Source organism: Neobacillus niacini (genome assembly GCF_036961885.1).
Classification (GTDB): domain Bacteria; phylum Bacillota; class Bacilli; order Bacillales; family Cytobacillaceae; genus Neobacillus; species Neobacillus niacini_H.
This window is the reverse complement of sequence record NZ_JBALNQ010000008.1, coordinates 61,086-77,422: the sequence shown is the minus strand read 5'-3', so window position 1 is coordinate 77,422 and position 16,337 is coordinate 61,086. Positions and strand designations below refer to the sequence as shown.

Annotated in this window: 15 protein-coding genes; 4 read left to right on the top strand and 11 right to left on the bottom strand. The window is 35.4% G+C overall.

Features of this window, described 5'->3' with window-relative positions; genetic code table 11:
• Positions 1-75: 75 nt before the first annotated feature.
• The 6 genes from V7124_RS04020 to V7124_RS03995 form a co-directional block, all read right to left on the bottom strand.
• Positions 76-1,176, bottom strand: a complete 1,101-nt coding sequence (locus V7124_RS04020; protein ID WP_335486292.1) for a signal peptidase I — start codon at positions 1,174-1,176, stop codon at positions 76-78.
• 94 nt (positions 1,177-1,270) lie between these two features.
• Positions 1,271-1,897: a hypothetical protein gene (locus tag V7124_RS04015; protein ID WP_335486288.1), complete on the bottom strand. Its 627-nt coding sequence runs from the start codon at positions 1,895-1,897 to the stop codon at positions 1,271-1,273.
• Between the two features lie 192 nt (positions 1,898-2,089).
• Entirely contained in the window at positions 2,090-2,710 is a 621-nt protein-coding gene (locus tag V7124_RS04010; RefSeq protein ID WP_335486285.1) for a response regulator transcription factor, read from the bottom strand.
• 5 nt (positions 2,711-2,715) lie between these two features.
• A complete protein-coding gene (locus tag V7124_RS04005; protein WP_335486282.1) occupies positions 2,716-4,434 on the bottom strand; it encodes a sensor histidine kinase in 1,719 nt (572 codons plus the stop codon).
• The gene (locus V7124_RS04000; RefSeq protein ID WP_335486279.1) at positions 4,427-5,530 is read right to left on the bottom strand and encodes a hypothetical protein; all 1,104 of its coding nucleotides are present in this window, start codon (positions 5,528-5,530) and stop codon (positions 4,427-4,429) included. The genes V7124_RS04005 and V7124_RS04000 overlap by 8 nt, the downstream gene beginning before the upstream one ends.
• A gap of 28 nt (positions 5,531-5,558) precedes the next feature.
• The gene (locus V7124_RS03995; RefSeq protein ID WP_335486276.1) at positions 5,559-6,122 is read right to left on the bottom strand and encodes a hypothetical protein; all 564 of its coding nucleotides are present in this window, start codon (positions 6,120-6,122) and stop codon (positions 5,559-5,561) included.
• Positions 6,123-7,104: 982 nt separating this feature from the next.
• On the opposite strand from V7124_RS03995, the gene V7124_RS03990 reads away from it, so the two are divergent.
• From V7124_RS03990 to V7124_RS03975, 4 genes are all read left to right on the top strand, one after another.
• Positions 7,105-7,674, top strand: a complete 570-nt coding sequence (locus V7124_RS03990) for a competence protein ComK (protein WP_335486661.1) — start codon at positions 7,105-7,107, stop codon at positions 7,672-7,674.
• 9 nt (positions 7,675-7,683) lie between these two features.
• Complete coding sequence (locus V7124_RS03985; protein WP_335486272.1) at positions 7,684-7,977, top strand: helix-turn-helix domain-containing protein; 294 nt, start codon at positions 7,684-7,686, stop codon at positions 7,975-7,977.
• 53 nt (positions 7,978-8,030) lie between these two features.
• Positions 8,031-8,339, top strand: coding sequence for a DUF3892 domain-containing protein (locus V7124_RS03980; protein ID WP_335486269.1), 309 nt, complete (start codon positions 8,031-8,033; stop codon positions 8,337-8,339).
• A 440-nt stretch (positions 8,340-8,779) separates the two neighbouring features.
• A complete protein-coding gene (locus V7124_RS03975; RefSeq protein ID WP_335486266.1) occupies positions 8,780-10,336 on the top strand; it encodes an ABC-F family ATP-binding cassette domain-containing protein in 1,557 nt (518 codons plus the stop codon).
• 231 nt (positions 10,337-10,567) lie between these two features.
• Here the strand turns inward: V7124_RS03975 and V7124_RS03970 are convergent, their stop codons facing one another.
• The 5 genes from V7124_RS03970 to V7124_RS03950 all read right to left on the bottom strand — a co-directional run bounded on the left by V7124_RS03970 (position 10,568) and on the right by V7124_RS03950 (position 16,321).
• Positions 10,568-11,446 (bottom strand): aldose 1-epimerase family protein, encoded by an 879-nt coding sequence (locus V7124_RS03970; RefSeq protein WP_335486263.1) that lies wholly within the window; start codon positions 11,444-11,446, stop codon positions 10,568-10,570.
• Positions 11,447-12,105: 659 nt separating this feature from the next.
• Complete coding sequence (locus V7124_RS03965; RefSeq protein WP_335486260.1) at positions 12,106-13,587, bottom strand: SEC-C domain-containing protein; 1,482 nt, start codon at positions 13,585-13,587, stop codon at positions 12,106-12,108.
• A 114-nt stretch (positions 13,588-13,701) separates the two neighbouring features.
• Positions 13,702-13,992, bottom strand: a complete 291-nt coding sequence (locus tag V7124_RS03960) for a hypothetical protein (protein WP_335486257.1) — start codon at positions 13,990-13,992, stop codon at positions 13,702-13,704.
• A 766-nt stretch (positions 13,993-14,758) separates the two neighbouring features.
• Entirely contained in the window at positions 14,759-15,208 is a 450-nt protein-coding gene (locus tag V7124_RS03955; RefSeq protein ID WP_335486254.1) for a VanZ family protein, read from the bottom strand.
• Positions 15,209-15,232: 24 nt separating this feature from the next.
• Positions 15,233-16,321, bottom strand: coding sequence for a glycosyltransferase (locus V7124_RS03950; protein WP_335486251.1), 1,089 nt, complete (start codon positions 16,319-16,321; stop codon positions 15,233-15,235).
• Positions 16,322-16,337 lie beyond the last annotated feature (16 nt).

Below are 16,337 nucleotides of genomic sequence, written 5' to 3'. Positions count from 1 at the left end.
TAAAAACGCCTCTGCCATACCGGCAGCGGCGTATTCACCCACTCCACAATATTGAACCGTCCACTGTGGTTAATTCTAAGCCCTCAGATATTTCCTAAACGGTATTAGCCATTTGTATACCTTTCTTCTTCCTAATCGAGTCCGTTTTATCCACCATAAATACAAGCCAATATTCAACACGAGTCCGGGGAGAAAAATTACGAATAATGGTAACAGTTTATGCTTTGAATACATAGTAACTATCCATTTATCAGGTAAAACATCTGGGTAGGCAACTTTATGAATCGTTTCTGTATAAGCTCCCACTTTCTGTGGTGCGATAATCGTCGTGTTGTAATCGTAATGCTGATTTGACATAAAATTGAGTATAGGTGGATTAGTCACAATACCTTTATTTTCTGGTTCCAAAAAAACTAGAAAAGGCATCCACGTTTTATTTTCAAGGCTTATTTCTTTGGTAAATTCCTCTCCCAGTGTAGGAGATGAAAGTCCCTTTGTACTTACAACAATAAAAGAAATATGATCAGAATTAGAGCTTTTTACGGTAACTCCAACAAAAACAGCATTCAGAAGTAATATTGCACAGCACGCTATAAATACAGGATCAAAAAAAGTAGAAATATGTATGATACGTATACGTTTGCCTTTTTTGCCTTTATAATGTTTAGTTTTTTTGGAAAAGCCTTTAAACAAATATCCAATCAAGAATAGTACTACAACCATTGAAATGAATATGAATATGAATATGTTAAATTTCTCAGAAATTGTACCCAAACGCGGTATGATAATGGGACTTCCGTTGATTGTAAATACTTTCCCTATTATTTGACTTTGCTCAACAAAGGGTTCTCCAACCTTTTGGTCTGTAGCGGGATTGTTATCACCTTGTGTTATAAATGTATGATTTTCCTTAACCTCTACTATTCTATGTGTAACATAGGGTTGCTTTAAGAACTTTGGTTTAAATGTAATAATGTCATTTACCCTGTATTCCCTGGTAGAAATTAAAATATATCCATCATTAGTCATTATGGTGGGCTCCATACTTTCTGAATAAACATACCCAAGGGTAATAGGCAGTTCACTTCCAATAAATCGTGAGGTTATGATAAATATAAGTCCTAAGATAAAGAATACATAAAATGCTTTGCCTATTACATTCGTTAGTTTATCCAAATTCCCACCTCAAATGAAAATAAGGAACTTCAGGTCAAAGTATGACCAAAAGTTCCATATCAGTTTATTCGATTTTTTTAGACTAGCTTTCTAATTATGGCTGTACTGGAGCAGTCGTACCAGCATTAACTTTTACAGTATGGCTCCAGTCCTTTCCTGGACTGCCATAACCGTTTCCTAATTTAGTATTGACATACACATTTACATCAAAGCTTTGGCCTGGGGCAAGTAATACATAAGCGTTCTTTCCTACACCATTTACGAAGTTCATACCAGTGCTATCTAAAAGGTTTTTGCCATTAGGTTGAGTGTTTCCGTACCAAGCTTTTACGTTCGTAACGACACCATCAGTATCAGCAATTCTATATTGAAGACCCGCATTATGTTGTGAACTCCAGCCATCCGCTTCTAACCAAACGTAAATGGACTTTTCACTTTTATTCGTTACTGTGAATACGTCATGAAATTCTGATTTTGCCTGAGGGTTAAAACCTTCCCCACCACTAGAAGTATTCTTGAAATTAAGAGTCAACTTCCCATCTCCAGCTTCTTTTGCATACAAGCCATCACCACTTAACGCCACAAGTGCTTTCGAATCTGTTACAACCCCCATGCTAGAAGAACGATCTGCATTGAATACATCAATCGCTCCTGTTCCCATCGCTGCTGTTAGAGCCGCTACAATAAGTAGCAAAAATCCTACAAAACCTTTCTTTTTCATTTTTACTTCCTCCCCCGAATTAGATTTACTTTACAAATAAATTGTATAAAAAACTACGAGGGGTAACATCATACTGCATGGTACTTCTATTGGAACAATAGTGTAATCCTCTAATACTACTTAAGTAGTATTGCCCGCATAATTTGGCAGAAGGACATACTGACATTCCTGGAACGGTTTACAAATAGGTGATTAATGCTTGACAATTTCTAGATTTTTAACATAAAGTGCCGCTTGTGTACGATCATGCAAACCGAGCTTCGCAAGGATTTGGCTCATATGCTTCTTTACCGTATTCTCAGATATGAACAATTTATTGGCGATTTGCTGATTATTTAATCCCAGGCTTAGCTTTCTTAAAACTTCCCATTCCCTAGATGTCAGTTTGTCATTATAATTGTTTTCATCCTTTTTTAGCTTGTAATCAAGTAGTTCTGGGTCATAATACTTTCTTCCACGACCTACTACGCGTATAGCATATATAAGTTCTTCCGGTAATGATTCCTTTAGGACATATCCTTCTGCGCCAAGTTCCTCAGCCATCATAAAATCTAAATAGGAAACAGATGAAGTTAGAATGATAAATTTACTATCTATATTCAGTTCCTTAACTGCACGGATAATGTCTAATCCAGACTCTTTTCCCAGCCTTAAATCAATCAAGACGATATCGGGATGTTTCGTACGTATCAGCTCAATCCCTTCCAACGTGTTGCTACAAACTCCTTTTATTTCAAAATCACACTCTAGGGTGAGTACAGAAACAAGTCCTTGGACCACTAGAGGATGGTCTTCAACTATTACAATATTCATATTAACTATGCTCCCTTCTCATTTATGATTTTACTATTCGCCTTCCCATTTGGTATGGTTACCGAGACCACAGTCGAAACATCCATTTCACTATGAATTTCAAACTTACCTCCCATTTCATTCGCTAATCTATTCATATTTTCCAATCCTAACCCATAGCCTTTTTTTATTTCATAATTAGTTGCATCAAAGCCTTTACCGTTATCCGAAATACTTAGCACCGTGCTTAAATTCCCTATAGTTAGCCGAATAAATAAAAGAGTACATTTCCCATGGCGGATGGCATTACCAGTTGCCTCACAAATTATTCGATATAACCCTCTCTTTTCGGAAATACCGAGTAATTGTTCGTCCCCCTTGAAATCAAAATCAATGGCTATGTCGTTTAATTTAGAGATGTTATTAAGGTAACTAACAGTATCTTCTTGAAAGCTACTGCGCCCTTCTTTTCTCGAGCTTAGCCTATATATAGTAGATCTTAATTCTTTCATGGCTACTCTAGCAGAATCTTGTATTAGCAATAACCTCTCCTGCATTTGAGTAGTAGTCATGTTTTTCCAATTATCAATTACATATTGGACAGAATATGACATGCCAAAAAGTCTTTGTGTAACACTATCATGCATCTCATTAGCGATCCGATTCTGTTCCTCAACAATCATTAATCTTTCGGTCATATCTTCAAAATGAAACCGTTCAAGTATGATTGCGCTTAAATCTGAAACAAATTCAAGTTGCTGGCCATATTCAACTATATCTGATTTAATGTTATCTATTCTGATTCCAATCATCCCATATTCCTTTGATAAGGACTTTACAATGACTACAATAAATCGATAATCACCTATATCCAGCTCTACTTTATTATCTAAATGCAAATTATCCTTCCATAAATCACTAAGACGATTCATAAGAGCCCCTTTGATAGTAGTTGAAAGAACACCCGTTGTATATTGCATCTCCTCATTTTCCTCGTCCAATTCAATCCAGTAAAATACAAAATCTGATCTTGTAAGCTTAGCGGTATAATCTACAAAAGTTTGATATACATCTCTCGGATTATGCTGGGTAGCTAAGGCCTCAACAACCTGATAAAGCGACATAATATGTTCCATTGTTTCTTGCGTCCTTTTATTACTCTGCTTCAAAAGGATATTTGCCTGTAATGACTCATTTCTCTGACTCTTCAATTTATTAGTTAACCCTGTCATTAATTGGACAGCAAGTGTGATAAGGATAAATATTAAAATTAACTGTGAATGCGTAGATAAAACCTCTAATAACTTCATGCCTTTTTCATTAAAAAATAAATATGAGATGCCGGCGGAAATAGATAAATAGCCAAATAAATTCAACCAGCAAAAATACGATGATGAAAAACCAATTGATATTAAAATAGGATTTAATGCATACCAAACAAATGGGCTATTTAACCCCCCAGTCGGTAATAACATAAATATGATTCCAACTGTTTCAAAAATCACAAACCCTTTTGAACTCTTTGAATTGATTTCGTATCCCTTATATACCTTCGTAATTATCACAACCGAGATATATAAAAGTACTATAACAACGAGCTTAAATATCCAGTGTGACGGCGGATCCCCCAAAAGATAAAATATCGATGTGAAGAACCAAGAAAAATATCTAAATGTATGGAATACCCTCTGATGCTCAGATTCAAATTCATGGATACCTGACTTCTTCAGAATATAACTAAGCATGAGAATAACCCCTTCCTGCATAGGGGTTGGAAATGCTTGTTTGATAAATAAAGAGATACCCTTCATCAATCACATAATAAACTTTTATACCTCTGTCACTATCCTCGAAAGTAAAAATCAAAGCATCCTTCTCATCTGAGATTTTCAATAACGATGAGAAGGAATCAACCACGGCTCTCTTATTGCTATCAATGGTTGTAATACCTGACTGTAATACAGTAACCATTCTAGCTTTATATTTCTTATCAATTTTCTCTTTCTCCGAACTGATGATAGGATCGTTCGCCTTAAATTGATGGATAAATTTGAGTCCTGCTGCTAATAAAACCAGATATATAACTACAGAGGCAACTTTTACTAAAAACAAAGATACTTCCATGCCAAAAAAATAAAATACAAGCTGTTTGGGGGATTTACTTAAGATAGGTGTTGTTGTTTTAAAGCTTGTCTCATTACCTACAGTAATCTGTACTTTTGAATACTCAATATTTGTGTGTGCATTATGATCGATAGGTATTTCCTTATCGTTATATATGACTTTTCCCGTAATCATAGGCATAATTTCAAAGATATAATTTGCGGGAATAATATTTATACTTTCTTCTACCTCATTCATTAAGCTCACCAATTGTTTTAAATTAATTGGGTAGTCTTCATCCATTAAATTTATACTTGTTCCTTCTAATTCAAAACTATCTTCTTTGCCCAATATCATTTGCTTATGCCAAAGGTCAGCTGCAATCAAGTTTAAACCTACTTCTTTTGAACCTTTTACCTTGATAGGTTTATCCGATATTATATTAGAATTAATATGTACAATTAAATCATTTGTAACTTTCGTGAAACTTCCATTTTCAACATTAATGATTCCACCTTCTGGATGTAAGACAAATGGCTCTACATCTGCTTTAAAGCTAAAGACGGTTTCTTGGATAATATTATTTTCGGTGTTGGTTTCTGTGGTCTCCTCTGGAAGCAATAATATATAAAAAAATAGACCTGTTGTTAACACGCTTAGACCTACTAAAATACTGTAAATATACTTCTTTTGTTTTTTATTTTTTAGCTTGAAGGCCATTTTTAAACCCTTGGACACTTTTTTCACCTCCGTCTCATTAATGATATTATTGCTTTTCCCCTTCAATTTGATCTTCCGCCTCTTCATTGATTGTCATATTTACTAGTACATTTTTTTGAACAGCCATATTACCATTGTTCCACCTGAAGTAAAACGTTGCATTTGATTCCGTTGTTAAATCATTGGGAATCATAAAGCCATTTCCATCCGTTCCGTTAGTTAAATCCACTTTCGTATTTTCACCTATGTCCAATAAAATCGCATCCTTCAGTAACTGGAAATCTAAATTTTCCAAAAATATTTGTTCCAGGTATATTGGTTGGTCCATATTATTTTTAATGGTTAGGTTATGATCTACATCCGTGATGGCCATTGTTTCTTCTGTTCTTTGAAATTTCATCTCTTTTGAGTAATAGTTAGTAGATAATTTCAAAACATCAATATTTAAGTTTATTAACTCGGGTAATACAATAAAAGCATTCTTTGAATCTGCAATCTGCATGGAGACATCCCTATCAGCATAGAACTGTGAGACTCCAGACGATTTGATGACAATTGAAATCATACATATAATGGTAACCACAAATACAATTATCACTCTCAAGCCCATTCTAACCTCCTCATCTTTGATAAATGTGTAATCATTCAAGAATACAGTGAAAGGATTCAATACAAGTCAATTTACATACTACTATTTTACTAGACTGACAAATTAACAGAGGATAATATTAATATGAAAGTAGGGTTAAAGACAATTCATAAATAAGTAAATACTACTACTTTAATGCTACCCCTATAATATTTTCCATTCAATTGGTTTCTTTGTCTAATTATGGTAAATTTTCGACAGTGTTTTAGTTTTTATTGGTATATTTTTTATCAATTTGTAGATTTATGTTCATAAGCGTAAAATAGAGGACTTCTACTACATTCTGTTCCCAGTTCTCAACATTTCTCTCCACCATTATTACTTTTATACATTCAAGCTTTTAAACTTTAGTTGAGCGGGGGACTCACACCGAAATTTAAAGTTTCCTCTACAGGCTCCACAACAGAAGAAATCTTTTTATTTGCCGCAACCGGTTTAATTCCATCCGAACAAAGATTAGAAAATAGCGAGCAGCTTAATCTACATACGCTACCAATGGAAGAATTGAAGACATTGATTTAAAAGGGCGAATTCAAGGATGGTGCAGGTCTAGCAACTGTTTTACGCTACAAGTTTATAACCGATTAACAATAAAAAAAGCGTAAAGGTAATCTTCTACGCCTTTTTCTGTATCTAATTTCAAAGAAAATCATTGGATGGTACCAGTTCACTGATTTTCTCTTCATCTTTCGCCACACTTTACCGCGTTAAAATTACTCGATTAAGGACAAGATTACCTACTCCCACCAATTAAAAAGCTGCCAGAACCTTCCCCTGGTGTTGCCTCATCGTCTACGCTCCATATGACACAAAGTTCAATAATATGACAATATTTGTATACTATGGTATATGGAATGAGGAGCTATTTAACGGTGTAATAGATATGTAAGAGAAATTGTTTCAGGAGATAAATAGGAGAGGTTGGGGAAAACAGTTGAGAAAAATGATTGATCTTGATTACAAATTTATTGATAACGATTTGGCTTTTATGATGGGAGAATATGATCAGCGCGGGAAGTTATGTGCAAGAATGGTAACGCAAGAAAAATCCTTTCTGGTAGACAGATCGTGCCTACAGATCATTAACGATTCATTAAATTGCATAGGATATGATTTAAAAGGAGCCATCAGAGGGACTAGGTCTATACTCGGTAATCGGATGATGTGTCCAATCATGGTTAATCCATATCTAGGCATATGTCTCTTTCCCACTAAGTCACCCGTGAAAGATGATTGTATATGGTTTAACCCCGACCATATTGTAAATACCAAAGCATCCGGTAATAAAACCATCATTGAACTTAGCAATGGACATACGATTTTGGTCGATTCAAAACTCTTCTCATTTAATAACAAACTGCAAATCGCCAATCAATTAAAGCAAATCACATCTCAACGAGGCAACCACCCTACTTCTATGACTTTTCACCTCAAACCAAAAAAAGGACTCAGTTTTTCTAAAGATGATACCGGTAGTTACAATTATATTGAATTAGAGGAAACCGCAGCCTAATCATCACCTATGAAGATCAATAATTTGACGATAGAAGGAGAATCTCATTTGGTAAATCATAATCCCCTTTATATTGGTATCGTTTTAAAAAAACGCAGAGTGGAAAAGTGTATCTCACAAGAGGAATTGTCCTTTCGCAGTTCAACCACGCGAACCTATATCAGTATGCTTGAGAGAAATCTAAAAAAGCCCAGTCTTGAAACCATATTCGCAATTGCTGCCGCATTTGAAATAAAGGCTTCCGAATTTATTAAAGAAGTTGAAGATCATCATGAGGAAAATCAGACAGAAATGATTGGCTAGTTTGAAAAGGCAGGAAAAGATATTGCCATTTAAAATTGTCCAATGAGTAATACTTGGCATTTAGAGAAACCATCCCTAAGCTGCCGCAGGGGGTGGTTTTCAAAACTATTAATCGATCAAATCCTCATGAAAGAATAACGCATGTTGGTGGGAAAAATGCTGATGGAACTAGATGGAGAATTACACAAGAGAGTGCCATCCAAGGTATTGAGGACGGGAAATGGGCCTTTTATGTAAGTGTAGGAGGAAGAACAGTTGATGTTATAGTTGCCAAAAGCCAATATGGCCACAAATATTTAAAAACTGTTCCTGATGGAGTTCAACCAAATAACTTATTAAATTTGGCCGTATGTACTCTATAACCCTATCAAAATTCACTTAAGTAAGGTGGGTAGCCCTTGAAAGGGCTACCCATTTTTATATTGTATATGTAGTTTAATTATTTTCTGAATGGCCCCTGTGCTGATAGGTTAAACAACAAAACAATACCACCCCAAGGAAAACCTTTGGATGGTACGTTAGATTGTGCCTGGCACTCTGTTTGATTTCAGTACTCTTTCCTAACAGGCTATCAATCTTCGACGAAATCCGTGTGGTGACAGGCACCGAATTTTTTCACTGTCTCTTTTATAGAGCTATCAGTTAATTCCCTTTCAAGTAAGATCAATGGATTTACAATTTGCACCATTCAACTTTTCCATTATCTGTGTTATAGTCTAATACTGACTTCTAACAATTCAGTGAATAAATATAAAGATATTTCCTAAACAAAATAAAATGAAATTTAAATGAGGTCGAATAGATGAGTATATTAACGGTTAAAGACCTAAACCACGGATTTGGCGATCGTACGATCTTTGATAATGTTTCCTTCCGCTTGTTAAAAGGAGAACATATCGCTTTAATTGGGGCAAACGGTGAAGGTAAATCGACGTTTATGAATATCATTACAGGACAACTTCAGCCTGATGATGGAAAAATAGAGTGGGCTAAGAATCAACGAGTTGGTTATCTTGATCAACACACTGTACTGCAACAGGGATTGACAATCCGTGACGTACTAAATACGGCTTTTCAATATCTCTTTGACGTCGAATCGAATATTAATACCATTTATGAAAAATTAGCTGACGTTACTCCTGAAGAAATGGAAAAGTTGTTAGATGAAGTTGGTACATTACAAGAAATATTAACAAATAATGATTTTTATATTATTGATTCTAAAGTAGAAGAAGTGGCACGGGGACTTGGTCTTGATGATGTAGGATTAGGAAAAGATGTTCATGATTTAAGCGGTGGGCAAAGAACAAAGGTTTTATTAGCCAAGCTTTTACTGGAGAAGCCAGATATTCTTCTTTTAGATGAGCCTACAAACTATTTAGACGAACAACACATTGAGTGGTTAAGACGTTACCTACAAGAATACGAGAATGCCTTTTTATTGATTTCTCATGACATGCCATTTCTCAATAGCGTAGTAAATGTCATCTACCATTTGGAAAATAAAGAATTAAATCGCTACATCGGTGATTACAACAATTTCCTTATTGTCTATGAAGCTAAAAAAATACAAGTTGAAGCTGCTTTTAAGCGACAACAATCAGAGATTTCTAATTTAAAGGATTTTGTAGCCCGTAATAAAGCAAGGGCCTCTACTAGTAGCCTGGCCATGTCCAGACAGAAAAAACTCGATAAAATGGATGTTATTGAATTAGCACAGGAACGACCAAAACCTGATTTCAACTTTAAAGAAGCAAGAACCTCTGGTAAATTAATTTTTGAGACAAAAGAATTTGTCATTGGTTACGAAGAACCGCTATCAAAACCGTTAAATCTTTATATAGAGCGTGGACAAAAAGTGGCCTTAGTTGGTGCCAATGGGATCGGTAAGACGACACTCCTTCGTAGCATGCTTGGAGAAATAAGATCCCTTTCTGGTACACTTGAACGTGGTGAACACCAGTATATTGGCTATTTTGAACAAGAAGTGAAAACGGAAAATCAAAACACGTGCATCGAAGAAATATCAAATGAGTTTCCTCATTTAAGCCAAGGACAGGTACGCGCTGCTCTTGCAAGATGTGGTTTAACTAGAAAACACATTGAAAGTAAAATATCGGTTTTAAGTGGTGGAGAAAAATCGAAAGTCCGGTTATGCAAGCTCCTTAACCAAGAAAGCAATATCCTTATTTTCGATGAGCCAACCAACCATTTGGATATAGATGCAAAAGCTGAGCTTAAACGAGCTTTGAAATCGTATAAGGGAAGCATGCTCCTTATCTCTCATGAACCTGAGTTTTACCAAGACGTGGTAACAGATATTTGGGACGTAGAATCATGGACAACTAAAGTTTTATGAACTTGAACGACACGAGCTTGCCATTTCTGACCAATCCCGACATAAATCGGGCAGTGACAGGTACCGGTAATTACAATCGCGACTTCATTTTTCTAGTGCAATCAAAAATTTTGCGCAAAGATCCTGCCCACAGAAAACATCAAAGCCCAACTAGCTCCTTTCCGCTAGTTGGGCCTTTTTACGCGCAAAACTTCCGATTTTCCCCTTAAATAACCGTCCCCCTTGCCCCCTTTAAATAAACTTGATTATATATTCGGCCTGGAAAGTCTCTCCGGCTCCAAGCTTATTCACTCCAAACTTCCCCTTTATGTTTCCTGTCGTATCATATTTATCTGCGATGCCGTACCAAGGCTCAATGCAAACAAACGGAGCGATCGTCCCATCTGTTTCCATATATTTCGACCAAATCCCAACAAAAGGAAAACCTTGTAATAGTACTTCTACACCATGACCTGATTGATTAGATACCAATTTGACTTTATCGATATTGCTGTAAATAAGAGCATCATTGGCAAATAGAGAATTTTTGAGTTGAATCTTTGAAAGATCATTCACTGTCCCTTTCTCATGAATGAGGGAATTGTTTAACTCATATTCCATAACATTCTTATTTGCGGCAGGTGTAAAGTTCAAATGGTAATCTTCAATGGTTTCATTTTCTACTAGTGGAACCTTAAATGCAGGATGTGCACCAATTGAAAAATACATCTCTTCCTTGTTTACATTCAGGATTTGCCATTGAACCATCAGCAAGTCCTCCATGAGACGATATTGGATCATCGCTGTAAATTCGTAAGGATACACATGAATGAAGCGTCCTAGAGACTCAAACACAAAAGAAACGGTTGTTGGTGTCTGCTCAGCCACATCGAATTCAATATCACGCAAAAAGCCATGCTGCGACATATTGTAGGTCTGACCATCCAGTTGATAGTGGTCTTCCTTTAAACGTCCCACAATCGGAAATAAGACAGGCGAGACCCGTCCCCAGTATGCCTCATCCCCTGTCCACATATAATCCAGCTTATTTTTCTTATGGGTCACTTTACGTACTTCTGCTCCGTGTCTGGCAATTTCAACCTTCAACCAATCATTTTCAATGACTATCATCTTTTTCCCTCATCTCGATGAACTGGCATTCCATATTCATATTATCCTAATAAGACCTATTATAAGTCCTATTTATAATGATTTGACACAATAAATTCTGCATGACAGTCTAAGCTAAATGGTCAATATATATGTTAAAGTTGTGTGGGACCAGACCATTAAATAAGATTTAACACTTTAACACTTTAAACTTTAGTTGAGTAGGGTCTGACCCCAATGTCCCCGAAGGTGTGCTCTCTAATTATACAAAAAGTGTAGTGGTAAGCACTCTATCGTTTATTGGCACGCTTTTGTCATCGGGTGATAAGAACGATGCCATTCGTGATACATTTAAGTGTCCGTAAGCACCTTCAGGTGTAAGTAACTATCTTTTTATCTGTGTGGGAATTCTGCATACAGATAAACTGGAAATTCGCTGGATGGTGCCTGGCACCTGAATCTGGTAGTCAAGTGCCTTTCTTGACAGGCTCCCAGGGTTCTGAGACACTGCAAAAAGATGGGAAGGAGAAAAGGAACCAGAGTAATTTAATTATCACTGATTCCTTTTTATAAATCCGGTTTTATAGTGTCTACTTTTAAGGTCGCAACGCAATTTTTAGTCGGGCCTTTTCACGCGTAAAACTTCCGATTGACCCCTAAAAGAACCGTCCCCATGGTTCTTAATTCGGCCCAATATACGATCCTTTCTCAAACATCATAACTAATTCATTTTCTTTTAATATTTTTCTGCCAATTTCACGATTTAAGGAATTTAACTTGGTAGCTTTATATAATCCATTTATTGTTTTTTGAAAAAGTATTTTACCACCATCGTAATCCGCGGTTAAAACGGCTTCCCCTTTTTTTATTGATTCCAAAGTGTCTTTCATTCCTGGATGCATGGTTGGCTCTATAACATCTATATTTTTTATCTCATCAATACTTTTATTAAAAGAGTCCATATCAACTTGTAGTTCTCCTTCATCATAAGTAACATGAGATTCAATCACGCCCATTTGTTTGCGTTTTGGAATCTCTCCATTTAATTCCCAACTCATATATTCAAAAGCTCGATTTTTAAAAATAAATGCTTTCAATTTCGTAAACTCTTCATACGTTATAAACTCACCATGAGCTGAATGATTACGCATTTCGTTAAAGTCTTCTAATTCTTTCCCAACCTCAGGCATAAACTTAGTTAAAATAGGGAAAGTATTTTCTTTAAAGTATTGCGCAAGGTCTCGCCACATCATTCGCTTCTTTGTGAGTTTATTATTATGCTTGTAAACGATATTCCGTAATTCTTGTTCGAGTACACCAAAATAATTCATGACTAAGCCCACATAGGATATGAGGTCTTTGGATTTTTTTAGTGCATCTTCTTGAGTTAGTGCTGTAGCAATTGTTTTTAGGGACGCATCTGAAAATCCCGATAAACTCACTTTCAACTTTTTGTATTCGTTATCCAATGCATCCATACTAACAAATTCGTAATGTATTCTGGAACTCTTTCTTTTAGATTCAACAAACTCCCAGCCTACCAACTCATCACCCGTATCAATCTTTAATTGTACTAAACCTACATTCCTATCGTCGGATAAACCCTGTAATAAAATTTGTTTACAAAAAGAAGCTACAATTTTAAATGCCCCAAAATCTAAAGTACCGTATGCATAATCGAGTAATGAAGAACTAACAGTTCTATCCAAAACAATTTGTTGTTCGATATCTGTCAAACCCTCGCTTTCAAATTCCATAAATACCTCTATAGTTGAGACACTTTTAATTTCGTTTATTTTATTTTCTATCAGATTCATATTCTTATAGAACAACCAATACAGTTCCCCATAATAGGCTTTTAATAATCGGTCATTAGGATTACTATTTTCTAATTCTCTTATGATTTGCTCCAATCTATAAATGCAAAAAGAGCGTAACCCTTTTGGAATTGGATGATGGGGCATGGCCATTTCATCTTGAAAAATAGGTTCAAATGTAAATTCATGTATGAGATTATGCGTTCGATTACTTTGAGAACTTCTATTTATAGAAGGTTGATTGAAATTGAATTTCTTTATCTTTACAATGTCCTTCCCCATACAGCATATTTTAAATTTTTTACCTGAGCCGCATGCACAAGGTTTATTCTTACTGAGTTCCATTTTTTATTCCCCTTTAACGTATAACTACATTCTCATTTTTATATTATTAGGACCCTATCATAATCAATAAAAAAAGAACCAGGGCTCTGTCCCTATAGTCATTTAAACCCTTCCCTAATTTTTAGGACCGAGGTTTTTGTCTGCTATACCTAATAACCATGCAAAAAATCCTATTACAATGGTGACTGCCAATAATCCCATTTCAAAAAAATTATAAATGGTAAACTGGCCCGTAAAGAATAAAATAATAATGATTATTGTATTGAAAATAAATAAGAAACCCAGCAAATTGATTAACGAACGGTCGCTTTTTTGAACAGTCTCATAGGCTTCTTCTGATATTTCACCTGCCTCCTCGTAAAAGAGTCTTATCAATATATTTTTGATTTTATCTATAATCCTCATCCCCATCCTCCGTTGATTAAGATTTATATGCAACCCTTACTTCAATTTTAGTACATTTCTCCTAGTCATTCAGTTAAAGTTTAAGAATTGTTAAGGGAATCCAAAAAATAATCCCATCTCATTATTTGAGAAGGGATCATTCATAATTCAATACCTTAGAAACGTTGCCTGGTGTCACTCATCGAGTTTTATCGAAGATTGATAGGTTGTTAGATACATAAAGAGTGTTAGAATGGAGTTCTCCCACTGTTTGGATATGGATTAAAACTACCTTAAACCCTTTTGAAAAACGAACTCTGAGTTGTTTTCTGAGAAATTTTTTGTCGAGGTCAAGTCCCATCTCACTTATCTAGGGGAGTAATTGTCTGAAAAAGTTAAGTTTTTTGAATATTTCCTCCAAAACTGACAATAAAAACTAGGAAAATACACATTCACACACCAACTTCTACTATGTAAAATACCACTTAGACGTTTGATTAAAAATCCCTTACACCCTTTTAAGACAAGGACCTTTAACTGTTAACTATTAAAAATCTTGTCGATGAAAAATCCCCTCTTAGCGGACTATACTTGTCCCAAATCTTTCGGTCACCATAACGCTTTATGAAAAGCCATCATAGTTTTCCCATTGTCCAATCAACAATTAAATGAGAATCTACTAATAGTAATCCCATTCGGTATTTCCTCTGACAATATTTTGTTGCTTAGGACCAGTCTAACTTGCAGAAATTAAGTTATATAGTATTTAAAAATTATTTAATAGTTCCTAGCTCCCGTTTTTCTCTTTCTTGCGTCTAATAATAAGATAACTAATTAATAGTCCAATCACCGCCCCTATGGAATCAAATAATACATCCCTGTACGCTGCCACCCTTCCCGGCATAAAAGACTGATGCCATTCATCCGATAGAGCATAAAGAACAGTTAGGAGCCATGCAAGGATATATGAAGACCGAAAGGTTTCAAGTGATTTAAACAGTAAGAATGCTAGAATCCCAAAGACAATAATATGTGTAACTTTTCTTACAATTAGGTTTAGCTCATTTATATCAACAGGGTTATCACTCTGAGCCACGATAGTCTTAGTTTCATTTATGACGGCCTTTCGAATTACTTTTGCAGTGTTCTGCCCGGTGAAGTAGGGCAGCTGTGTAAAGAAGAAGATGGATACCATCCAAGTAATCGCTGCCACTATCCACCATTTCCTCTTTCCCATTAGCTACCCTCCCCCAAAATCATATTAAGAAATTTCATTACTAGTGAATCCCATTAACTCCAGTAAATCCTTTGAAATCTTCTCAGCTTCATTTTGATGATTACTATCATGCCCATACCTTTTTAATTTTTCAATCACTCGTGGATCAACTTGATAATCGCCAAAATCATCCCATTCTATCGTTTGACACAAATGGTGTTGTTTTAAATAATGGATCGTATTTTGGTCTTCCTTCATCGATGGTCTATTAAGAATCAATAGTGGTATATTGGCACTTACTGCCTCTCCTATCATTCCCCAACCAGCTTTTGAAATCACTAAATCAGATGCTGCGATATAGTTCTGTGATTCCAAATAACTCTTCGGTATTTGGAATACTTTAGGACGTTCTACATGTACATTTGAAGATACTAGAAAAACACAATTTGGACTTTCCCATATAGGTAATCGTTCTAGTATTCCTACATCTATTTTCATTCCTAAGCCTAAAAATACAATTTGCTGATTTCCCTCAGGATTAACAAGATTTCTGATAATATTAACCTCATTTATATCTATTTCTCGAGAAAAAAATCCATATTCATTTGTTTTAATGCTCCATTGTTCCTGACTTCCAGCTAAAGAAAAATAGTAAGACATTTTATTATACGCTTCTTTAAATGGAACTAACTCTCTATCATCAATTAAGTCCTGGTAGGCAGAAAACCAAGTAAAATTCGACAATCCTACAGAAGGAATACCCAAACTTTCAGCAGCACCAAACGGCAAGGGAGATATATCTGATACCACTAAATCAACATTACTTAGTTTCAAGAACTCTCTTTCATGTTGATTATATTCTTCCAAATTTGATACGAAACATTTATACTCCTTCAGTAATTGTGTTTTATCTGGAAAAATTGAATCCTTTTCAAGAAAGTACCCCACATCTGTTTTAATGTTTCTATAACTAACACGCTCTGAAAGTAAAGATTCCTTGATAAAAGAGAGCGCAAAGGAATTACAGACAATAATTTTCAATTCAGGTTCTTTAAGAAGTTTCCTGATAATAGCTATACTTCTTGAAGCATGCCCATATCCATAATCAGATATATAATAGGCAATGGTTTTCACAATTCTCCACCTCAAA

What these genes read in the sequence shown, in the direction of transcription:
- V7124_RS04015 (WP_335486288.1), bottom strand. Translation starts at nt 1,897, where the DNA reads ATGAAAAAGAAAGGTTTTGTAGGATTTTTGCTACTTATTGTAGCGGCT.
- V7124_RS03960 (WP_335486257.1), bottom strand. Translation starts at nt 13,992, where the DNA reads ATGAGGATTATAGATAAAATCAAAAATATATTGATAAGACTCTTTTAC.
- V7124_RS03985 (WP_335486272.1), top strand. Translation starts at nt 7,684, where the DNA reads ATGAAGATCAATAATTTGACGATAGAAGGAGAATCTCATTTGGTAAAT.
- V7124_RS04010 (WP_335486285.1), bottom strand. Translation starts at nt 2,710, where the DNA reads ATGAATATTGTAATAGTTGAAGACCATCCTCTAGTGGTCCAAGGACTT.
- V7124_RS03995 (WP_335486276.1), bottom strand. Translation starts at nt 6,122, where the DNA reads ATGGGCTTGAGAGTGATAATTGTATTTGTGGTTACCATTATATGTATG.
- V7124_RS03955 (WP_335486254.1), bottom strand. Translation starts at nt 15,208, where the DNA reads ATGGGAAAGAGGAAATGGTGGATAGTGGCAGCGATTACTTGGATGGTA.
- V7124_RS03990 (WP_335486661.1), top strand. Translation starts at nt 7,105, where the DNA reads ATGATTGATCTTGATTACAAATTTATTGATAACGATTTGGCTTTTATG.
- V7124_RS03975 (WP_335486266.1), top strand. Translation starts at nt 8,780, where the DNA reads ATGAGTATATTAACGGTTAAAGACCTAAACCACGGATTTGGCGATCGT.
- V7124_RS03970 (WP_335486263.1), bottom strand. Translation starts at nt 11,446, where the DNA reads ATGATAGTCATTGAAAATGATTGGTTGAAGGTTGAAATTGCCAGACAC.
- V7124_RS04005 (WP_335486282.1), bottom strand. Translation starts at nt 4,434, where the DNA reads ATGCTTAGTTATATTCTGAAGAAGTCAGGTATCCATGAATTTGAATCT.
- V7124_RS03965 (WP_335486260.1), bottom strand. Translation starts at nt 13,587, where the DNA reads ATGGAACTCAGTAAGAATAAACCTTGTGCATGCGGCTCAGGTAAAAAA.